The 18485-nt window shown below is 75.0% G+C and carries 19 protein-coding genes; 10 read left to right on the top strand and 9 right to left on the bottom strand.

Going from position 1 to position 18485, the window contains the following annotated elements; all coding sequences use genetic code 11:
• Positions 1–5 precede the first annotated feature (5 nt).
• The gene (locus tag B8281_RS15265; RefSeq protein WP_034655925.1) at positions 6–1205 is read left to right on the top strand and encodes a Vms1/Ankzf1 family peptidyl-tRNA hydrolase; all 1200 of its coding nucleotides are present in this window, start codon (positions 6–8) and stop codon (positions 1203–1205) included.
• 73 nt (positions 1206–1278) lie between these two features.
• Here the strand turns inward: B8281_RS15265 and valS are convergent, their stop codons facing one another.
• Positions 1279–4086, bottom strand: coding sequence for a valine--tRNA ligase (gene valS / locus B8281_RS15260; RefSeq protein ID WP_085388147.1), 2808 nt, complete (start codon positions 4084–4086; stop codon positions 1279–1281).
• Between the two features lie 206 nt (positions 4087–4292).
• Between valS and B8281_RS15255 the strand changes: the two genes are divergently transcribed.
• From B8281_RS15255 to B8281_RS15240, 4 genes are all read left to right on the top strand, one after another.
• Complete coding sequence (locus tag B8281_RS15255) at positions 4293–6221, top strand: DUF4914 family protein (protein ID WP_085388146.1); 1929 nt, start codon at positions 4293–4295, stop codon at positions 6219–6221.
• A 102-nt stretch (positions 6222–6323) separates the two neighbouring features.
• Positions 6324–7322 carry a TIGR03557 family F420-dependent LLM class oxidoreductase gene (locus B8281_RS15250; RefSeq protein WP_085388145.1) on the top strand — a complete coding sequence of 333 codons (999 nt, stop codon included), beginning with the start codon at positions 6324–6326 and terminating at the stop codon, positions 7320–7322.
• The gene (gene cofE, locus B8281_RS15245) at positions 7319–8242 is read left to right on the top strand and encodes a coenzyme F420-0:L-glutamate ligase (protein WP_085388144.1); all 924 of its coding nucleotides are present in this window, start codon (positions 7319–7321) and stop codon (positions 8240–8242) included. The genes B8281_RS15250 and cofE overlap by 4 nt, the downstream gene beginning before the upstream one ends.
• A gap of 66 nt (positions 8243–8308) precedes the next feature.
• Complete coding sequence (locus B8281_RS15240) at positions 8309–8698, top strand: hypothetical protein (protein ID WP_085388143.1); 390 nt, start codon at positions 8309–8311, stop codon at positions 8696–8698.
• 28 nt (positions 8699–8726) lie between these two features.
• Here B8281_RS15240 and B8281_RS15235 read toward each other — a convergent pair whose 3' ends face one another.
• The 4 genes from B8281_RS15235 to B8281_RS15220 form a co-directional block, all read right to left on the bottom strand.
• The gene (locus tag B8281_RS15235) at positions 8727–9092 is read right to left on the bottom strand and encodes a VOC family protein (protein WP_085388142.1); all 366 of its coding nucleotides are present in this window, start codon (positions 9090–9092) and stop codon (positions 8727–8729) included.
• A gap of 102 nt (positions 9093–9194) precedes the next feature.
• On the bottom strand, positions 9195–10406 hold the full coding sequence (locus B8281_RS15230; protein ID WP_085388141.1) for an AI-2E family transporter: 1212 nt from the start codon (positions 10404–10406) through the stop codon (positions 9195–9197).
• Positions 10407–10467: 61 nt separating this feature from the next.
• Positions 10468–11061, bottom strand: coding sequence for an HhH-GPD-type base excision DNA repair protein (locus B8281_RS15225; RefSeq protein WP_043654769.1), 594 nt, complete (start codon positions 11059–11061; stop codon positions 10468–10470).
• On the bottom strand, positions 11058–11492 hold the full coding sequence (locus tag B8281_RS15220; RefSeq protein WP_043654772.1) for a hypothetical protein: 435 nt from the start codon (positions 11490–11492) through the stop codon (positions 11058–11060). The genes B8281_RS15225 and B8281_RS15220 overlap by 4 nt, the downstream gene beginning before the upstream one ends.
• 50 nt (positions 11493–11542) lie before the next feature.
• Between B8281_RS15220 and B8281_RS15215 the strand changes: the two genes are divergently transcribed.
• The gene (locus tag B8281_RS15215; protein WP_085388140.1) at positions 11543–12046 is read left to right on the top strand and encodes a metallophosphoesterase; all 504 of its coding nucleotides are present in this window, start codon (positions 11543–11545) and stop codon (positions 12044–12046) included.
• Between the two features lie 4 nt (positions 12047–12050).
• Here B8281_RS15215 and B8281_RS15210 read toward each other — a convergent pair whose 3' ends face one another.
• Complete coding sequence (locus tag B8281_RS15210) at positions 12051–13001, bottom strand: AraC family transcriptional regulator (RefSeq protein WP_085388139.1); 951 nt, start codon at positions 12999–13001, stop codon at positions 12051–12053.
• A gap of 131 nt (positions 13002–13132) precedes the next feature.
• On the opposite strand from B8281_RS15210, the gene B8281_RS15205 reads away from it, so the two are divergent.
• The 4 genes from B8281_RS15205 to B8281_RS15190 all read left to right on the top strand — a co-directional run bounded on the left by B8281_RS15205 (position 13133) and on the right by B8281_RS15190 (position 15468).
• Positions 13133–14068: an NmrA family transcriptional regulator gene (locus tag B8281_RS15205; RefSeq protein ID WP_232322586.1), complete on the top strand. Its 936-nt coding sequence runs from the start codon at positions 13133–13135 to the stop codon at positions 14066–14068.
• Entirely contained in the window at positions 14065–14532 is a 468-nt protein-coding gene (locus B8281_RS15200; RefSeq protein WP_085388138.1) for a DUF1772 domain-containing protein, read from the top strand. Before B8281_RS15205 ends, B8281_RS15200 begins: the two co-directional genes overlap by 4 nt.
• Positions 14533–14599: 67 nt before the next feature.
• Positions 14600–15043: a CoA-binding protein gene (locus B8281_RS15195; protein ID WP_021483339.1), complete on the top strand. Its 444-nt coding sequence runs from the start codon at positions 14600–14602 to the stop codon at positions 15041–15043.
• Positions 15043–15468, top strand: coding sequence for a TIGR03667 family PPOX class F420-dependent oxidoreductase (locus B8281_RS15190; protein WP_085388137.1), 426 nt, complete (start codon positions 15043–15045; stop codon positions 15466–15468). Before B8281_RS15195 ends, B8281_RS15190 begins: the two co-directional genes overlap by 1 nt.
• A 7-nt stretch (positions 15469–15475) precedes the next feature.
• On the opposite strand, the gene B8281_RS15185 is transcribed toward B8281_RS15190, so the two are convergent.
• The 3 genes from B8281_RS15185 to B8281_RS15175 are packed head-to-tail and all read right to left on the bottom strand — an operon-like array spanning position 15476 to position 18440.
• On the bottom strand, positions 15476–16297 hold the full coding sequence (locus B8281_RS15185; protein ID WP_076406592.1) for a putative F420-0 ABC transporter ATP-binding protein: 822 nt from the start codon (positions 16295–16297) through the stop codon (positions 15476–15478).
• Positions 16294–17388, bottom strand: a complete 1095-nt coding sequence (locus B8281_RS15180; RefSeq protein ID WP_186325287.1) for a putative F420-0 ABC transporter permease subunit — start codon at positions 17386–17388, stop codon at positions 16294–16296. The genes B8281_RS15185 and B8281_RS15180 overlap by 4 nt, the downstream gene beginning before the upstream one ends.
• Complete coding sequence (locus tag B8281_RS15175; RefSeq protein WP_034651349.1) at positions 17385–18440, bottom strand: putative F420-0 ABC transporter substrate-binding protein; 1056 nt, start codon at positions 18438–18440, stop codon at positions 17385–17387. Before B8281_RS15175 ends, B8281_RS15180 begins: the two co-directional genes overlap by 4 nt.
• Positions 18441–18485: the final 45 nt, after the last annotated feature.

Here is an 18485-nt window from a genome sequence, read left to right as displayed (position 1 = left end):
TTCGCATGAAGATCGATTGGCTCAAGCCCCTCCTCGGCCATCCTGGCCCCTTCGCGACGGTGTACATCGACGCGACGCGCGCCAACGAGGCCGGGGACCGCGAGGTCGAGAACCGCTGGAAGGGAGTGCGGCGCCAGCTGCACCAGGAGGGCGCGCCGGACGCGGTCCTCGACGACCTCGAGGAGGTGGTGCTGCGGCCGACGCGGGTCGGGGGCACCCACGGGCGCGTGCTGATCGCCGACGACACGGGCGTGCTCGTCGACCGGGTCGTCAAGGACCCGCCGGCGCTCACGAAGGGCTCCTGGGGGCCCGTGCCCGCGCTGCTGCAGGCGGCCCGCGCGGCGGACGAGTCGGTCGACTACGTGCGCGTCGTCGTCGACCGGCAGGGCGCGGACCTCACGTGGTCCGTCGCGGGCGGCCACCTGCCCTACTCGGAGCCGGAGACGGTCGAGGGTGGCCACGACGTCATCAACAAGGTCCGCACGGGCGGGCTCTCGCACAAGCGCATCGAGTCCCGCGCGGAGGACTCCTGGGAGCGCAACGCCGAGGCGGTCGCCGCGGAGCTGGAGCGCCAGGCGGCCGAGTACCGGCCCGAGCTCGTGCTGCTCACCGGTGACGTGCGTGCCGTGCCGCTCGTGCGGGGCGCGCTCGGGCACGCGATCTCCGAGCTCGTGGTCGAGGTCCCGGGCGGCGGCCGGGGCGCGGGCATCAACGAGGCCTCGTTCGAGGCGAACGTGGCCGACGCGCTCGACAGCTACCGGGAGCGTCGCCGCGAGAAGGTCCTCGCGGAGTTCCGCCAGGAGCAGGGCCGTGAGTCCGGCGCGGTGACGTCCGTGGAGGACGTCGTCGCGGTGCTCGCGCGCGGCCAGGTCAAGGAGCTCGTGCTGGCCGACGAGTACGGGCAGGACGGCGCGCTCGACGGCCGCTCGCTGTGGATCGGGCCCAGCCCGCTGCACATCGCCGCGACCCGCGAGGAGATCGAGTCCCTCGGCGTGACCGACGGCCTGGAGAAGCTGCCCGCCACGGTCGCGCTCGTGCGGGCCGCCGTCGGGCAGGACGCCGGGCTGACGTTCGCGCCCGAGGGCAGCGTCGAGCTCATCGAGGGCGTGGGCGCCACGCTCCGCTGGGCGGACGAGGGGACGCCGCGCGAGGTCGCGGCGACGATGTCCGGCGACGACTCGAGGCTGCGCGGCGAGATCATCTAGGCCCGCCGCCACCGACGACGACGCCCTCCCGGCCGCGGCCGGGAGGGCGTCGTCGTGCTGTCGTCGTGCGGGGTCAGCCCTTCTTGCGGGCCTCGGGCTCGCCGAGCTCGGAGGAGACGACGACGATCCCGCCCTGGACGGCCGGGTCGCCCTGGCCCTCGGCCGCCGCGACGAGGTCGAGCGTGCCGGTGACGCGCCCGCCGTTGCGGACGTCGACGACGGACGCCTCGACGCCGGGGAGCGACGCCGCCGGCACCGCGACCTGCGCCGCGAGGATCGGGGTGCGCATCGACACCTTCGCCTCGGACTTGACCTTGCGCAGCGCCGCGAGCGCGTGGCCCGCCGCGGTGAGGACGGCCGGGTCGGCGTCGCCCGCGGCCGAGCGCGCGACGTCGGGCGTGGGCCACGGCGCGCGGTGGATCGAGCCCTCCGACGCGCGCCACCACGACCACACCTCCTCCGTCGCGAACGGCACGAACGGCGCGAACAGGCGCAGGAGCGTGTCGAGGGCGATGGCGAGCGCGACGCGCGCGGACCGGGTCTCGGGGGAGACGTCGGAGGCCGCGGCGCCGGCGCCGTACGCGCGGTCCTTGACGAGCTCGAGGTAGTCGTCGCAGAACGTCCAGAAGAACGTCTCGGTGACCTCGAGCGCGCGCGTGTGGTCGTACGCCTCGAACGCCTCGGTCGCCTTCTCGACGACGGTCGCGAGGCCCGCGAGCATCGCACGGTCGAGCGTCTCGGTGACGAGCGCCGGGTCGAGGACGATCTCGCCCGTCCCGGTCTCGGCGTCGATCCCGAACGACAGCGCGAACTTCGACGCGTTGAGGATCTTGATCGCGAGGCGACGGCCGATCTTCATCTGCCCGACCTCGAACGCCGCGTCCGTGCCGAGGCGGGCCGACGCCGCCCAGTACCGCACGGCGTCCGACCCGTGCTCCTCGAGCAGGCCCATGGGCGTGACGACGTTGCCCTTGGACTTCGACATCTTCTTGCGGTCGGGGTCGAGGATCCAGCCGGAGATCGCGGCGTTCTTCCACGGCAGCGAGCCGAACTCGAGGTGCGAGCGCACGACCGTGGAGAAGAGCCACGTGCGGATGATGTCCTGGCCCTGCGGGCGCAGGTCCATGGGGAAGACGCGCTCGAACAGGTCGGGGTCGACCTCCCAGCCGCCCGCGATCTGCGGCGTGAGCGACGACGTCGCCCACGTGTCCATGATGTCGTTCTCGCCGACGAACCCGCCCGGCACGCCGCGCTGGTCCTCGGTGTACCCGGCCGGCACGTCGGACGACGGGTCGACGGGCAGCGCGTCCTCGGACGGCACGATCGGGTGGTCGTGGTCGACCTCGCCCGACTCGAGCACGGGGTACCACAGCGGGATCGCGACGCCGAAGAAGCGCTGGCGCGAGATGAGCCAGTCGCCGTTGAGACCGCCGACCCAGTTCTCGTAGCGCACGCGCATGAAGTCGGGGTGGAACGCGAGCTCCTTGCCGCGGTTCAGCAGCTCCTGGCGCAGGTCGCGGGTCGTGCCGTCGGCCGTCGTCCAGTCGCGGCCGCCGTTGCGGATGTACCACTGGCGCGACGTGACGATCTCGAGGGGCTTGTCGCCCTTCTCGAAGAAGTTCGCCTTGCGCTGGGTCGGCACGGGCTCGCCGTCGAGGTCGCCCGCGTCGCGCAGCGCGTCGACGACGACCTGGCGCGCCGAGAACGTCGTCTTGCCCGCGAGCTCGGCGAACACGCCCTGGCCGGCGTGCGAGGTGATCCAGTCCGGCGTCTCGCGCGTGATCCGGCCGTCGCGCGTGATGATCGAGCGCGTCGGGAGCTGCAGCTCGCGCCACCACTGCACGTCGGTCAGGTCGCCGAAGGTGCAGCACATCGCGATGCCCGCGCCCTTGTCGCGCTCGGCGGCCGGGTGGGCCAGGACGGGCAGCTCGACGTCGAACAGCGGCGAGCGCACCGAGGTGCCGAACAGGTGCTGGTACCGCTCGTCGTCGGGGTGCGCGACGAGCGCCACGCACGCCGCGAGCAGCTCGGGGCGCGTGGTCTCGATGAAGACGGGTGCGCCGTCGTCCGGGGTGCCCGGCGCGACGCGGTGGAACGCGACCTTGTGGAAGTGGCCCGGGTACTCGCGCGCCTCGAGCTCGGCCTGCGCGACCGCGGTCTGGAACGTCACGTCCCACAGCCCGGGGGCCTCGGCCTGGTACGCCTCGCCGCGCGCGAGGTTGCGCAGGAACGCGCGCTGCGCCGCGGTGCGGGAGCGTGCGTCGATCGTCTGGTAGTGCTGCGCCCAGTCGACCGAGAGCCCGAGCCGGCGCCACAGCGCCTCGAACTGCTTCTCGTCCTCGGCCGTGAGCCGCTCGCAGAGCTCGATGAAGTTGCGGCGGCTCACCGGCACCTGGTCGGCGGCCTTGACGGACTTGCCCTCGCCGCCCTCGTGCGGGGGCTCGAAGCCCTCGACGTAGGGGAGCGTGGGGTCGCAGCGGACGCCGTAGTAGTTCTGGACGCGCCGCTCGGTGGGCAGGCCGTTGTCGTCCCAGCCCATGGGGTAGAACACCTCGAGGCCGCGCATGCGCTGGAACCGCGCGACGACGTCGGTGTGCGTGTAGGAGAACACGTGGCCCACGTGCAGCGAGCCCGAGACGGTCGGCGGCGGGGTGTCGATGGAGAAGACCTGCTCGCGGGTCTTCGAGCGGTCGAACGCGTACGTCCCCTGCTCGGCCCAGCGCGCGTCGTAGGTGTCCTCGAGCCCGTCGAGGCTCACCCGGTCGGGTACTCCCGCGACCACCGCGCGGACGACGTCACCGGCTACGTGCCCGGCGGAGGAGGTCGTTGCTGCAGCGGGTTCGGCCGCGCCCGTCGGCGCGTTCGTCGGGAAGTCGCTCATGGTCGCCCATTCTCCCAGATCCCGGGGCCGTGCCGGACGCCGTCTCGGCGTCCGGCGGGCGTCGCCGCGGCCGTCCGCGGCGTGCGGACCGAGACGGGTCGAAGGTCCCTGGGTCGAATGGTCATCGAGTCGTAATCTGCACGCAAAGCGACAGGTGCTCGTGGGCGCACCTCGACCCGATCCCCGCGCCGACCCCTGGAGCACCCATGACCGCCACGACCACCGACCGCACGCGCGCCGACGGGGCGATCCCGCCCGGCGTCGTCCTGCCGCCCGCCCTCGCCGCCGCCCTCGCGGCGTGCCCGCGCCTCGTCGTCCCGGCGTCGCGCGACGAGCTCTACCGCCTCGCGCTCGGGCCCGACGGCGGCCCGCGGTTCGCCGTCGAGTACGACGCCGGGGGCGAGCGCGTCGTCGAGGCGGAGGTCGTGCGGTGCCGCAACGGGATCGCGGTGAACTACCCCGAGGACTACATGCGCCGCCGGGACCCGGACTGCATGCGGATCGCCGACGACCTGCCGACCGACAAGCCGCGCTACCGGGACGTCTTCGGTGCGGAGTTCGGCCCGGTCAAGGACGAGACGCTCGCGTGGCTCGCGGCGCAGGAGCTCGTCGTCGTGCCGTTCCGCGCCGGCGGGCGCACGCACGGCTACCCGTCGCTCGCCGTCTGCCCCGTCAACGCGGCGTTCTTCGCGCTCGCCCTCGTCGACCTCCAGGGCTGGGCCACGTTCGACGAGCTCGGCCCGTTCGCGCCGCGCTCGATCCTCTACGTCGCGCCGCCGCTGCGCCACACCCGGTTCGGCGGGCGCCAGGTCGTCGTGCACGACCGCTCCGAGACGCTCCACGAGGTGTTCGCCTACAACCTCTACCCCGGGCCGAGCGCCAAGAAGGGCGTGTTCTCGGTCCTGCTCGACGTCGGCGAGCGGGAGGGCTGGGTCACGGCGCACGCGTCGTCGGTCCGCGTCACCACGCCGTACGAGAACGAGACCGTGATCATGCACGAGGGGGCCTCGGGCGGCGGCAAGTCGGAGATGTGCCAGGACCTGCGGCGCCAGGAGGACGGCAGGATCCTGCTCGGCACGAACGTCGTCACGCGCGAGCCCTACGTCATCACGCTGGGGGAGACGAGCGCGCTCGCCCCCGTCACCGACGACATGACCCTGTGCCACGCCGCGCTCCAGACCGGCGACGGCCGCCTCGTGGTGACCGACGCCGAGGAGGGCTGGTTCGTGCGCGTCGACAACCTCACCGGGTACGGGCAGGACGCGCACCTCGAGCGTGCGTGCATCCACCCCGACGTGCCGCTCGTGTTCTTCAACATCGACGGCGTCCCCGACGCGACCGTGCTGCCCTGGGAGCACTCGCTCGACGCCGACGGCCGACGCTGCCCCAACCCGCGTGTCGTCGTGCCGCGGCACCTGCTCACCGACGTCGCCGGGCCGGCCGAGGTCGACGTGCGCACGTTCGGCGCCCGCATGCCGGCCTGCACGCGCGACCACCCCACCTACGGGATCATGGGCATGACCCACGTGGTGCCCGCGGCGCTCGCCTGGATCTGGCGGCTCGTCGCGCCGCGCGGCGACAAGAACCCGTCGATCGGCGAGTCGCGCACGGCGACGGAGGCGCTCGCCCACGGGGGCATGGTCGCCGAGGGCGTCGGGTCGTACTGGCCGTTCGCGACGGGGACGAAGGTCGCGGCGGCGAACCTCCTGCTGCGCCAGCTCGTGGAGACGGACCGGACGCGCTACGTGCTCACCCCCAACCAGCACATCGGCGCCTACCGGGTGGACTTCGCGGCCGAGTGGCTCACGCGCGAGTACCTCGCGCGCCGCGGCGGGGGCCGGCTGCGGCCGGACGAGCTCACGCCCGCCCGCTGCCCGCTGTTCGGCTACACGCTCACGGAGATGAAGATCGACGGCCAGCTCGTGCGCCCGACCTTCCTGAGGCCCGAGCTGCAGTCCCAGGTGGGGGTCGAGGCCTACGACGCCGGGGCGCGGATCATCACCGACTTCTTCGCGAGCGAGCTCCGGCAGTTCCTCACCGACGACCTCGACCCGCTGGGTCGGCGGATCATCGAGGTCTGCCTGCGCGGCGGCTCGGTCGAGGAGTACGCGGACCTGACGCCGCTGTACGTCTGAGGCGCACCGGTCCGGTCCTCGCCCGGCGAGGGCCGGACCGGTGCGGGACGGGCGCCGGCGCCCGCTCGCCCAGGACGGTCCGCGGAGGGTTAAGGTCGGCCCATGGGTCTGACGATCGGCTACGCCGCCATGCTCGAGCAGTTCCACCCGACCGAGGCCGTCGCGCTCTCGGCCTACGCGGAGGAGCACGGCTTCTCCGGGACCATGGCGGCCGACCACTTCCAGCCGTGGGTCCCGGCGCAGGGCGAGTCGTCGTTCGTGTGGAACGTGCTCACGGCGCTCGGCGAGCGGACCCGGGGCGACCTGGGCCCCGGCGTCACCGCGCCGACGTTCCGCTGGCACCCCGCGATGGTCGCCCAGGCGTCCGCGACGCTCGCCGCGATGTACCCCGGCCGGCACTGGCTCGGGCTCGGCTCCGGCGAGGCGCTCAACGAGCACGTCGTCGCGGGCTACTGGCCCGAGGCGCCCGAGCGCATCAACCGCATGTTCGAGGCGATCGACGTCATCAAGAAGCTGTTCCAGTCCGGGCTCGACAACAAGGACGTCAAGCACTCCGGGCAGTTCTACAAGATGGAGTCCACGCGGCTGTGGACCATGCCCGAGGTCGCGCCCGAGATCCTCGTCGCGACCGCCGGCCCCGTGACCGCGAAGCGCGCGGGCCGCCACGCCGACGGCCTCATCACCGTGGGGGCGCCGCTCGAGAAGATCTCCATGCTGTTCGGCAAGTTCGACGACGGCGTGCGCGAGTCCGGCCGCGACCCCGAGGCGATGCCCAAGGTGCTCCAGCTCCACCTCTCCTGGGCCGCGACCGACGAGGAGGCGCTCGCGAACGCGATGACCGAGTGGCCCAACGGCGGCATGAAGTTCCCCAAGGCGGACATCCGCTCGCCGCACGACTTCGAGCAGATGGCCAAGCTCGTGCGCCCGGAGGACTTCGAGGGTCGCATGGTGATCTCCGCCGACCCGGACGAGCACCGCGCGTACATCCAGAAGTTCGTCGACCTCGGGTTCGACCGCATCTACCTGCACAACGTCGGCCGCAACCAGCGCGAGTGGATCGAGGTCTTCGGTCGCGAGGTGCTCCCGAAGCTCGCGCGATGAGCGAGCACGACGCCGCACCCGGCGGGCCCGACGGCGGCGCGGGCCCCGATCGGTCCGCGCGCCTCACGGTGTGTGCACCCGAGGGCCTCGGCGAGGTCCGGCCGGGCGACGACCTCGCCGCGCTCGTGGGTGACCTGCTGGCGGGGGAGGCGCTCGTGGACGGTGACGTCGTCGTCGTGACGAGCAAGATCGTCTCGAAGGCCGAGGGCCGCGTCGTCGCCGCGGCGGACCGCGAGCAGGCGATCACGGACGAGACGGTGCGCGTCGTCGCGACGCGCGAGCGTCCCGGCCAGCCGCCGCTGCGCATCGTCGAGAACCGGCTCGGCCTCGTCATGGCCGCGGCGGGTGTCGACGCCTCGAACACCCCGGAGGGCACGGTCCTGCTGCTCCCGCTCGACCCCGACGCCTCCGCGCGGGCGCTGCGCGGCGCGCTCCGCGAGCGGTTCGGCCTCGACCGGCTGGGCGTCGTCGTGACGGACACCTCCGGCCGGGCGTGGCGCGACGGCCTCGTCGACATCGGCATCGGGGCAGCGGGGGTCGTCGTCGCGGAGGACCTGCGCGGCGGCGTGGACTCCCACGGGCGGCCGCTGTCGGTGACCGTGACCGCCGTCGTCGACGAGGTGGCGGCCGCGAGCGAGCTCGTGCGCGGCAAGGCGGCGGGGCGACCCGTCGCCGTGGTGCGCGGGCTCGGCCGGTACGTCGGGAGCGAGGACGGTCCGGGCGCCCGCGTGCTCGTGCGCGGCTCGGGCGACGACCTGTTCCGCGAGGGCAGCGCCGAGGCGTACGCCCGCGGGCAGGCCGACGCGCGCCGCGAGCAGGGGGACGACGCCGCGCGGGAGGCCGCGTACGCCGACGGCTACCGGGCCGGGTTCGCCGAGGGGTACCGCGAGGGCTCCGGGAACGAGCCGGTCGCGGACTGAGGCGGGGCGCGCCCGCGGCGGCGAAACCCCTGGCGTGCGCCCCGTCGTCGCCGCTAGCCTGCCCGGATGCTCCCCTCCGACTGGATCGCGCACCGCCGCCCCGACGACCGCGAGCACGTGGGCTGGATTCGCCCCGAGGGCGACGCCTGGGTGGCCGTGTCGCTGCTCGGGCACGAGCTCACCGGCCCGGTCGACTGGCTCGAGGCGGAGGAGGCGCTCGACGCGAGCAGCCTCGCGTGGCTCGCCGACGTCTGGGTGCTCGAGCAGGACGACGCGCCGCCGCTGCGGGTCCGGCTCGTCGAGGTCACGCCGGACGGCGTCGTCGTGCAGACGGACGACTTCGGGGCGATCGACGTCCCCGTCGAGCGCTACGACCTCCCGTGGCCGCCCCCGCCCACGCTGCGGCCGCGCCGGCCCGACGACCCGGACGGCCGCGTGCTGTCGCCCCGACCCTGACGGCCGTGCGGCTGCGCGCCGCGCGCGGTCAGCCCGCGTCCGTCGTGCCCTCGTAGAGACCGATCTGGTTCCCGTCGGCGTCCTCGAACGCGGCCCACCACGAGGTGGGGCTGATCTCCGACTTCTCCAGCACGACCCGCCCGCCGAGCTCACGGACCTTGGCGAGCGTCTCCTCGATGGAGTCGACCTCGACGTAGCTGCGCGGGCTCGTGAACCCCTCGGACCGCGGGGCGAGGCCGCCGCCGCTGATCTTGTTCGGGGCCTGCCACATGGGGTAGCCCTCGAAGCCGGGCACCTCCGCGATCTCCCAGCCGAAGAGCTCGCCGTAGAACTGCGTGGCCCTGCCGTTGTCGCTCACCGGGATGTCGATGTGCGTGATGTCTCCGTGCGCCATGGTTCCTCCCCGTGCCGGTGACGGGCGGACACCCGCCGAGCACCAGCCTAGGGAGGGCGGTGGCGCGCGCACCAGGGCCCGGGGCGGACCGTGCGGCGGGGATCAGCGCTCGTCCGGCGCGGGGGAGCGCTCGACGGCGGAACCCTCAGGCTCCACCTGAGGGTCGGCCTCGGGGCCCGCGGGCTCCGCCGGGGCGGCGTCGTCCTCGTCCGGCACGGCGTCGGCGGCGGGAGGGGAGCCCGTGCCCCGCGGGTCCTCGGCGGGCCGCGGCGCGTCGTCCCCGGAGAGCCAGCGCAGCCAGCCCGAGCCCGGGTCGGGCTCCAGCACGAGGGCCCGGACGAGCAGCGTGAGCGGGATGGCGAGGATCGCGCCGAGCGGCCCGATGACGAACGTCCAGAAGACGACGGAGACGAAGCTCAACGTGAGGCTGAGGTTCACCGCGTCGGCGACGAACTTCGGCTGGACGAGCACCTGGAGCACGACGTTCACCACGCAGTAGACCGCGACGACGGCGAGCGCGAGCTGCCAGCCCCCGACGACGAACGCCATGACGACGGGCGGCACGAGCCCCAGGACGAAGCCGATGTTCGGGATGAAGTTCGTGACGAACGCGAGGATCGCCCACACGGTCGGGGCCGGGACCGACAGGAGCCACAGGGCGACGCCGTCGATCACGGCGACGACGGCGCCGAACGACGCGTTGACCACGAAGTAGCGGCGCACCCCGCCGCTGAACCGCGTCGCCCGGTCGACCGTCGCGGCGCGCTCGGCGCCGAACACCGAGCCGGCGGTGGAGTACCGCGCGGCGTCGGCGGCCATGAAGATCGCGTAGGCGAGCACGAAGAAGAACGCGGTCGCGATGCCCAGGGCCATGCCGGACACGTTGCCCGCGAGGCTGACGACGCGTCCCGGGTCGAGCCACGACGTGGCCGCCTCGGCGATGTCCGTGTCGATGCCGACCGCGGCGAGCTGGTCCACCACGTCGTCGACCGTGCGCACGAGGGCCGGGAGGTACTCGCGGACGAGGTCCACGAACCGGACGCCCGCGAACGCGAGCATCGCGACGAGCGCCGCGAGGATGAGGTACGCGACCGTGACGACGGCGGCCGTCGCTGCCCACCGCGGCCAGCCCCGGCGCTCCAGGGGGAAGCGCACGGGGTGGCAGATGATGACGATGACCGCCGCGAGGAACATCGGGGCGAGGACCTCGCGGGCGGCGTGGACCCCGGCGAGGACGACGACGCCGGCGGCGAGGGCCAGGAGCGTGCGCGTGGCGGGAGGGAGCCCCGGGGCGGGAGGCGTCGTCGTGGTCACGCGCCGACGATAGCCGCCGGGGTGCGTCGCGCACCCGGGCGTCCGCGCGCGGCGCGGCGGGTCAGCCCTTCGCGGCCTTGGCGGCGGCCTTCTGGGCCTTCTTGAACGTGCGGACCTCGGCGAGCGACTCGGGGCTCGTGACGTCGGCGATGGACCGGCGCGAGCCCTCGTCCCCGTAGTGACCGGCGGCCTCGCGCCACCCCGCGGGACGCACGCCCCGCTGCTTGCCCAGGAGCGCGAGGAAGATGCGCGCCTTCTGGTCGCCGAATCCGGGCAGCGCCCGCAGGCGCGCGAGCACCTCCGCGCCCGTCGGCTCGCCGTCCGCGCCCGGCGCGGTCCAGATCCGGGTCGCGTCGCCGTCGTACTCCTCGACGACGACGCGCGCGAGCTCCTGCACCCGGCCCGCCATCGAGCGCCCGTAGCGGTGGATCGCGGGCGGCGTCGTGGCGAGCGTGACGAACGCGTCGGGGTCGGTGTCCGCCACGGTGCGCGGGTCGATCGAGCCGAGGCGGTCGCGGATCTTGCGGGGCCCGGCGAACGCGTGCTCCATCGGGTACTGCTGGTCGAGCAGCATCCCCACGAGGAGCGCGAACGCGTCGTCGCTGAGCAGCGCGTCCGCGTCGGGGTCGCCGGTGATCCAGAGCTGGTCGGTCATGCCCCCATCATGGCAGCCGGCTGGCCGGGTGCCCGGCGCAGCCGTCCGGTCCGGAACTCGTCGACGCCCGCGCGCCGCAGGATCGCGCTCGTCCAGCCGGGCAGGAGCCGCAGGCCGTCCGCGCCGGTCACGCGACGCACGTCGTCGACGACGTACTCCACGCCGCGGCGCTCGAGGACGAACTCCCCGGCCGCCTCGACGTTGCGGACCCAGTCCACGTCGGGGCCGTACGTGAGGGCGAACGCGACGCGGACCGGACCGGTCGGGCCGTCGCGGTAGGCGAACGCGAAGACCGGGGTGCGGTACTCGCGCCCGCTGCGCCGCCCGACGTGGCGGACGACGGCCATCGGCCCGACGCCCGTCGCGACGCGAAGCATGACGGGGTTGAGGAAGCGCCTGTTGCTGCGGGCTACCCAGCGCGGGATCGGCATGGGCCCATCGTCACCCGGCGTGCCCCGGGACCGCGACCTATCGTGGCGGCGTGCCCACCCGACTCCTCCTGCTCAGCGACACGCACGTCCCGGTCCGCGCCCGGGCGCTCCCCGACCAGGTGTGGCGCGCGGTCGACGACGCGGACGTCGTCGTGCACGCGGGCGACTGGGTGAGCGCCGACCTGCTCGACGCGCTGGAGGCGCGCGCGGCGCGCCTCGTCGGGGTCGCGGGGAACAACGACGGCCCCGACCTGCACGCGCGCCTGCCCGAGGTGGCGTGCACCACGGTCGAGGGGCTGCGGCTCGCCGTCGTGCACGAGACGGGCGGGAAGGACGGGCGCGAGCGCCGTGCCGACGCTGCGTTCCCCGACGTCGACGTGCTCGTGTTCGGGCACAGCCACATCCCCTGGGACACGACGTCGCCGGGCGGCCTGCGCCTGCTCAACCCCGGCTCGCCGACGGACCGCCGTCGGCAGCCGGTCGGGACGTTCCTCACGGCCGTCGTCGACGACGGCGCGCTGCGGGACGTCGAGCTCGTGCCCGTCGCGCGCTGAGTGCTCACGCCGCGCCGGCGCGCGCCCGGTGCTCCGCGGGGCTCACGCCGCGCACGCGCTTGAACGCGGCGCTCAGCGCGAACGGCGTCGCGTACCCGACGGCGCGCGCGACCGCGGCGAGCGTCGCGTCCTGCTCCAGGAGGAGGTCGGCGGCCAGGTCGAGCCGCCAGCCGGTGAGGTAGCCCATCGGCGGCTCGCCGACGAGCGCCGTGAAACGGCGCGAGAACGCCGCGCGCGACAGCCCCACCTCCCGCGCGAGCGCGTCGAGCGTCCAGGCGCGCGCCGGGTCGTGGTGGATGAGTCGCAGCGCGGCCCCGACGACGGGGTCGGCGTCGGCGCGGTACCAGCCCGGCGCGTCGTCGCGCGAGAGCCACGTGCGCAGGCACGAGATGAGGAGGAGGTCGAGGAGGCGGTCGAGCACCGCCTCCTGCCCCGGGAGGTCCTGCACGACCTCCCGGGCGAGCATCTCGACGAGCGTCCCGTCCACGTCCCCGCGGCGCAGGACCACGCGCTGGGGCAGCACGCGCAGCACCCGGCGCCCGACCTCGCCGTCGAGCGGGTACGTGCCCGTGACGATGACGGTCTCGCCGTCCGGGTCGTTGCCCCACGACCGCACGCCGAGCACGGTCATGGGGGAGGGGCCGCCGTCGACCGCCCGGCACATGTCGGACGCCGGGCCGACGACGACCTGGGGCGCCGTGGTCGGCGCGTCGGCGACGACGTAGTGGTCCGGGCCGCGCAGGAGCACGACGTCGCCCGCGGCGACGTGCTCGCCCGGGTCGGGCGACGTGCCGTCGGCCCCGGGGCCGACCCACCCGGACCCTCGCAGGACGGGCACGATCGTCAGCGGCGCCTCGTCCTCGATGCGCATGCCCCACGGCGCGCGCAGGTGGCTCCGCAGGAGGAAGGCGCCGCGGGCGCGCGGCCCGTCGAGCAGCCCGGCGACGACGTCCATCGCGCCAGCGTACGCCGGGGCGCGGCGAGACGATCGCGTATGCGTGCGAGCCGGTCGGCCATGGAACGTCTCGCGGCGCGACGGTTGGGTGGGACCCGTACCGCTCCATTACTCGCACCTCGGGAGACACCATGCCTGCCTCGACCCCGCCCACCGCCGCCCCGTCGGCGGCGCCCGCCCGCACGTCGGCACCGACCGCCGCACCGGCACCTGCGCCCGGCACCGTGCTGGTGCTCGGCGCGACCGGCAAGACCGGCCGCCGCGTCGCCGACCGGCTCGACGCGGCCGGCGTCCCCGTGCGCCGGGCGTCGCGCTCCGGCGACGTGCGCTTCGACTGGGACGACGACGCCACCTGGGGGCCCGCGCTCGCGGGCGCCGCGGCCGTGTACGTCGCGTACGCGCCCGACCTCGCGGTCCCCGGGGCCCCGGAGACCGTGGCCCGCCTCGCGGCCCGCGCGCGCGACGCCGGCGCGCACCGCCTCGTGCTGCTCTCGGGGCGCGGCGAGGAGGAGGCGCAGCGCGCGGAGGAGCTCGTCGGCGCGGCGTTCCCGGCGCGCACCGTCGTGCGGTGCGCGTTCTTCGACCAGAACTTCAGCGAGAGCTTCCTCCTCGAGCCCGTGCTCGACGGCGTCCTCGCGCTCCCGGTCGACGACGTCGCGGAGCCGTTCGTCGACCTCGAGGACGTCGCCGACGTCGCGGTCGCGGCCCTCACGGACGATGCCCTCGCGGGGCGCGTCCTCGAGCTCACCGGGCCGCGCGCGCTGACGTTCCACGAAGCGGTCGCGGAGATCGCCGCCGCGAGCGGGCGCGACGTCCGCTACGAGCCCGTCGCCATGGAGGCGTTCGTCGCGGGCCTCGCTGCGGCCGGGCTGCCCGACGACGTCGTCGACCTCATGCGGTACCTCTTCACCGAGGTGCTCGACGGGCGCGGGACCCCCGTGACCGACGGCGTCCGCGTCGCGCTCGGCCGCGAGCCGCGGGACTTCCGCGAGTACGCGGCGCGCGAGGCGGGCGCGTGGGCCGCGGGAACCGGCGCCGGAACGCGCACGGTGGAGACCACGCCATGACCGCGTTCGCGACCCTCGTCGTGGCGGCCGCCGTCGCGACGGGGCTCGCGGGCGGCGTGCTCTTCGCGTTCTCGACGTTCGTGATGGGTGGGCTGCGCCGCCTCCCGCCGGGCGAGGGCGGCGCCGCGATGGTCGCGATCAACCGCGACGCGCTCCGGCCGCCGCTGATGCTCCTGCTCGCCGCGAGCGTCCTGCTCCCCGCGGCGGCGGCCGTCGTCGGGCTCGTCGGCGGCGCGGCCCGGGCGGGGTGGGCGCTCGCGGGCGCGGTCGTCGCGCTCGTCGGGATCCTCGGCGTGACGGCCGTGGGCAACGTCCCGCTCAACGAGCGGCTCGACGCCGCGGCGCGCGAGGGCGACCTGGCGGCGGCGTGGACGGCGTTCCTGCCGCGCTGGCTCGCGTGGAACCACGTGCGGACGGTTGCCGGTGCGGCGTCGAGCGCGCTGCTCGCCCTCGCGCTGGTCTGAGGTGCGCGGGCGCCCGCGCCGGGTCCCGCCGCGGAATAGCCGCGGGCGGGACCCGGTTGCGCACGACATGAGCGACGTCACAGCGGCCGTGCCGGCCGACGAGCAGGACACCGTCCGTCGGGTCCTGGAGGGCACCGAGACCTGGGCCGTCGTCGGCCTGTCGAACAACACCGCGCGCGCCGCGTACGGGGTCGCGCGCGTGCTGCAGCAGCACGGCAAGCGGGTCGTGCCCGTGCACCCGTCGGCGGAGACCGTCCACGGCGAGCAGGGGTACGCGAGCCTCGCGGACGTCCCGTTCCCCGTCGACGTCGTCGACGTGTTCGTGCGGTCCGAGCTCGCGGGCGACGTGGCCGACCAGGCGATCGCGATCGGCGCGAAGGCGGTGTGGTTCCAGCTCGACGTGATCGACGAGGACGCCGCGCGGCGCGTGCGCGACGCGGGCCTCGACATGGTGATGGACCGCTGCCCCGCGATCGAGCTGCCGCGCCTCGCGGCGGCCGAGGAGGCCTGATGCCGGCGGTCGACACCACGACGCGCCTCGGCTCACGCGCTGCGGCGCGGCTCGCCGACGAGCAGGTCGTGTGGCTCGTCACCGTGGACCCGCACGGCACGCCGCAGCCGACGCCGGTCTGGTTCCGCTGGGACGGTGCCGACGAGATCGTCGTGAAGTCCCAGCCGCGCACGGCCAAGCTGCGCAACGTCCGTGCGAACGCCCGCGTCGCGGTGCACCTCAACAGCACCCCGTCGGGCGGGGACGTCGTCGTGCTCACCGGCACGGCGTCGGTCGACGACGACGGTCTCTCGGCCGCGGAGCGCGCGGCGTACGACGCGAAGTACGACGACGGCATCCGCGGCCTCGGCACGACGCCCGACGGCTTCCACGACGACTACGCCGTGACGCTGCGCGTGCGCCTCGAACGGCTGCGCGGCTTCTGAGGCTTCCTCAGGCCGGGGGCTCGAACGTCAGCACCGGCCTGCCGGTGCGCGGGTGCGTGAGGACCTCGCACCGCACGCCGTAGACCGGGTCCAGCACGTCGGGCACGAGCACGTCGTGGACGTCGCCCGCCGCGACGACGCGGCCGTCCGCCAGCACGACGACGTGGTCGCACGTCTGGGCCGCGAGGTTGAGGTCGTGGAGCGCGGCGAGCACGGTGACGCCGTCGTCCGCGAGGTCGCGCAGGACGCGCATCGTGTCGAGCTGCGCGGCGATGTCGAGGTGGTTGGTCGGCTCGTCGAGCAGCAGGAGCGCGGGCTCCTGCGCGAGGGCGCGCGCGAGGTGCACGCGCTGGCGCTCGCCGCCGGAGAGCGTCGCGACCTCACGGTCCGCGAACCCCGCCATCCCGACGCGGGCGAGCGCCGCCCGGGCGAGGTCGCGGTCGGTCGCGGAGTCGCCCGCGAGGAGCGAGCGGTGCGGGATGCGGCCGAGCAGCACGGCGTCGAGCACGGAGAGCGGGAGGTCGGTCGTCGCGTCCTGCTCGACGAGCGCGAGCACCCGCGCCCGCTGGCGGCGCGGCAGCGCGAGCAGGTCGGCGCCGTCGAACCGCACGCGGGCGCCGTCCCGGCCCGGGCCCGCCGACGGCGCCCGGACGCCGGCGAGCACACGCAGGAGCGTGGACTTCCCGGAGCCGTTCGGGCCGAGCAGCCCGCTCACCGCACCCGGGGGCGCGGTGCAGTCGACGCCGTCGAGGACGAGGCGACCGTCGACCGACCACGACACGCGCTCCGCGTCGAGCCCGGTCGTGCCCACGACGGCGGGGGCGCTCACGCGGTCCTCCGTCCGCGCCACAGCAGCAGGGCGAACACCGGGGCGCCGATCGCGGCGGTGACGATGCCGACGGGCAGCTCGCGCGGCGCGAACATCGTGCGCGCGAGCGTGTCGGCCCAGACGAGGAACGTCGCGCCGAACAGCGCGGAGAGCGGCAGGAGCAGCCGGTGCCGCGCGCCGGTGAGGAGCCGGACCGCGTGCGGCAGGATCAGGCCGACGAACCCGATGGACCCCGACTGGGACACGAGCGCGCCGGTGAGCAGCGCGACGCCCACGAGGAGCGTCCAGCGCACGCGCGCGACGTCGACGCCGAGCGCGGAGGCCGCCGTGTCGCCGAAGGTGAAGGCGTCGAGCACCGAGCCGGTCGACGCGAGCAGCGTCCCGAGCACGAGCGTCGCGCCGCCCGCGACCGCGACCGAGGTCCACGTCGCGCCCGCGACGGAGCCCATGAGCCACGACAGGATCTCGCGGTACGAGTCGCCGGTGGCCGACCAGAAGATGACGAAGCTCGTCGCGGCCGCAGCGAGCTGGCTCACCGCGAGCCCGGCGAGCACGGTCCGTGTGGGCGTGAGCGCCCCGAGCGCGCCCGCGAGGCCGAGCGCGGCGACGAGCGCGAGCACCGCGCCGCCGAACGCCGCGACGGGGAGCAGGACCGTCCAGCCCGCGACCAGGACGAGCACCGCGCCGAGCGACGCGCCGGAGGACAGCCCGAGCAGGTAGGGGTCGGCGAGCGGGTTGCGCGTGAGCGACTGCATGACGACGCCGCACACGGCGAGCCCGGCGCCCACGGCCGCCGCCGTGAGCACGCGGGGGAGCCGCAGCTGCCACACCATGCCGTCCTGCAGGGCGCCGAGCGGCTCCAGGCCCAGCGGCCCGCCGAGCCCGAGGTGCGTCGCGACCGAGCGCCACACCTCGCCCACGGCGAGGTCCGCCGGCCCGATCGTCACCGTGACGAGCACCGTCGCGACGAGCGCGACGACGCCGGCCGGCACCCACCAGGCCGCGCCGCGCCGCGCGCGACCGGCCGGGTCGGTGCCGTCCGGGCGACGGTCGGCGGCGGCGGGCGCGGGCCGGGTGCGCAGGGTCGTCACAGGTCGAGCGCCTCCAGCTGCGCGGCGAGGTCCACGACGGCGTCGACGTTGCGCACGCCCGCCTCGGTCGCCGGGAACGGGATCGTCAGGTAGCGGCCCTCGCGGACGGCCGTCATCTCGGCCGTGGCCGGGTTGGACTCGAGCCGCTCGATCTTCGCCTCGGCGGTGTTCCAGGCGGCGTCGACGAGGACGAGCACGTCCGGGTCGGCGGCGACCGCCTCCTCCCACGCGTACGACGTCCAGGTGTCGTGCACGTCGCCCGCGACGTTCTCGAGCCCGACGGCGTCCATGATCATCTGCGGCGCGCCGATGCCCGCCCCGACGTACGGGATGTCGTCGCCCGACGAGTACCACAGGGCGGTCAGGCCGCGGTCGTCGCGGACGACGCCGTCGAGCGTCGCGCGCTGCTCCGCGACGAGGTCCGCCGCGGCGTCCTGCGCGTCGAAGATCGTGCCGACCTCGGTGATCTCGGCGAACACGTCGTCGAACGTCAGCGGGTCCGGCATGTACTCCGGCGCCTTGCACGCGGCGGGGGAGACGTAGGTCGCGACGCCGAGCTGCGCGAGGGTCTCGCGGTCGCCGGCGCCGTCGGCCGTGAGGTTGGACTCCCAGCCCGCGTAGACGAGGTCGGGCTCGGTCTCCAGGACCGCCTCGGCACCCGGGACCTGGTCCGAGAGCGGCTCCACGACGGCGGGGACGTCCGCGGCGGCGTCGGCCAGCGAGTCGGGCACCGGCCCGTCGGCGAACGCGCTCGCGACGATCCGGTCGCCGAGCCCGAGGGCCAGGAGCATCTCCGTGGTGCTCGACTTGATCGTCACGACGCGCTCGGGCGCGGCGTCGAACGTCACCTCGAACCCGCAGTCGTCGAGCGTGAGCGGGTACGCGGTGCTCCCGGGCGTGCTCGACGACGTCGCGCCGCCCGCAGAGGTCGGGTCGCCCCCGGGCGTCGTGCCGGACGAGCAGGCGGCGAGCACGAGGGCGAGGGCCGACGCGCCGACGGCGGCGCGGACGGGTCGGCGGGAGACGGGGGACGGCGTGAGGCGCGAGGGCACGGAGCTGCTCCGGGTGCGAGGCGGGGAGAGAGCCGGACGGCTGCC

It is taken from the genome of Cellulosimicrobium sp. TH-20 (genome assembly GCF_002105775.1).
GTDB lineage: Bacteria > Actinomycetota > Actinomycetes > Actinomycetales > Cellulomonadaceae > Cellulosimicrobium > Cellulosimicrobium funkei.
This window is presented reverse-complemented; position numbering and strand designations above follow the sequence as displayed.

What these genes read in the sequence shown, in the direction of transcription:
- B8281_RS15265 (WP_034655925.1), top strand. Translation starts at nt 6, where the DNA reads ATGAAGATCGATTGGCTCAAGCCCCTCCTCGGCCATCCTGGCCCCTTC.
- valS (WP_085388147.1), bottom strand. Translation starts at nt 4,086, where the DNA reads ATGAGCGACTTCCCGACGAACGCGCCGACGGGCGCGGCCGAACCCGCT.
- B8281_RS15255 (WP_085388146.1), top strand. Translation starts at nt 4,293, where the DNA reads ATGACCGCCACGACCACCGACCGCACGCGCGCCGACGGGGCGATCCCG.
- B8281_RS15250 (WP_085388145.1), top strand. Translation starts at nt 6,324, where the DNA reads ATGGGTCTGACGATCGGCTACGCCGCCATGCTCGAGCAGTTCCACCCG.
- cofE (WP_085388144.1), top strand. Translation starts at nt 7,319, where the DNA reads ATGAGCGAGCACGACGCCGCACCCGGCGGGCCCGACGGCGGCGCGGGC.
- B8281_RS15240 (WP_085388143.1), top strand. Translation starts at nt 8,309, where the DNA reads ATGCTCCCCTCCGACTGGATCGCGCACCGCCGCCCCGACGACCGCGAG.
- B8281_RS15235 (WP_085388142.1), bottom strand. Translation starts at nt 9,092, where the DNA reads ATGGCGCACGGAGACATCACGCACATCGACATCCCGGTGAGCGACAAC.
- B8281_RS15225 (WP_043654769.1), bottom strand. Translation starts at nt 11,061, where the DNA reads ATGACCGACCAGCTCTGGATCACCGGCGACCCCGACGCGGACGCGCTG.
- B8281_RS15220 (WP_043654772.1), bottom strand. Translation starts at nt 11,492, where the DNA reads ATGCCGATCCCGCGCTGGGTAGCCCGCAGCAACAGGCGCTTCCTCAAC.
- B8281_RS15210 (WP_085388139.1), bottom strand. Translation starts at nt 13,001, where the DNA reads ATGGACGTCGTCGCCGGGCTGCTCGACGGGCCGCGCGCCCGCGGCGCC.
- B8281_RS15205 (WP_232322586.1), top strand. Translation starts at nt 13,133, where the DNA reads ATGCCTGCCTCGACCCCGCCCACCGCCGCCCCGTCGGCGGCGCCCGCC.
- B8281_RS15200 (WP_085388138.1), top strand. Translation starts at nt 14,065, where the DNA reads ATGACCGCGTTCGCGACCCTCGTCGTGGCGGCCGCCGTCGCGACGGGG.
- B8281_RS15195 (WP_021483339.1), top strand. Translation starts at nt 14,600, where the DNA reads ATGAGCGACGTCACAGCGGCCGTGCCGGCCGACGAGCAGGACACCGTC.
- B8281_RS15190 (WP_085388137.1), top strand. Translation starts at nt 15,043, where the DNA reads ATGCCGGCGGTCGACACCACGACGCGCCTCGGCTCACGCGCTGCGGCG.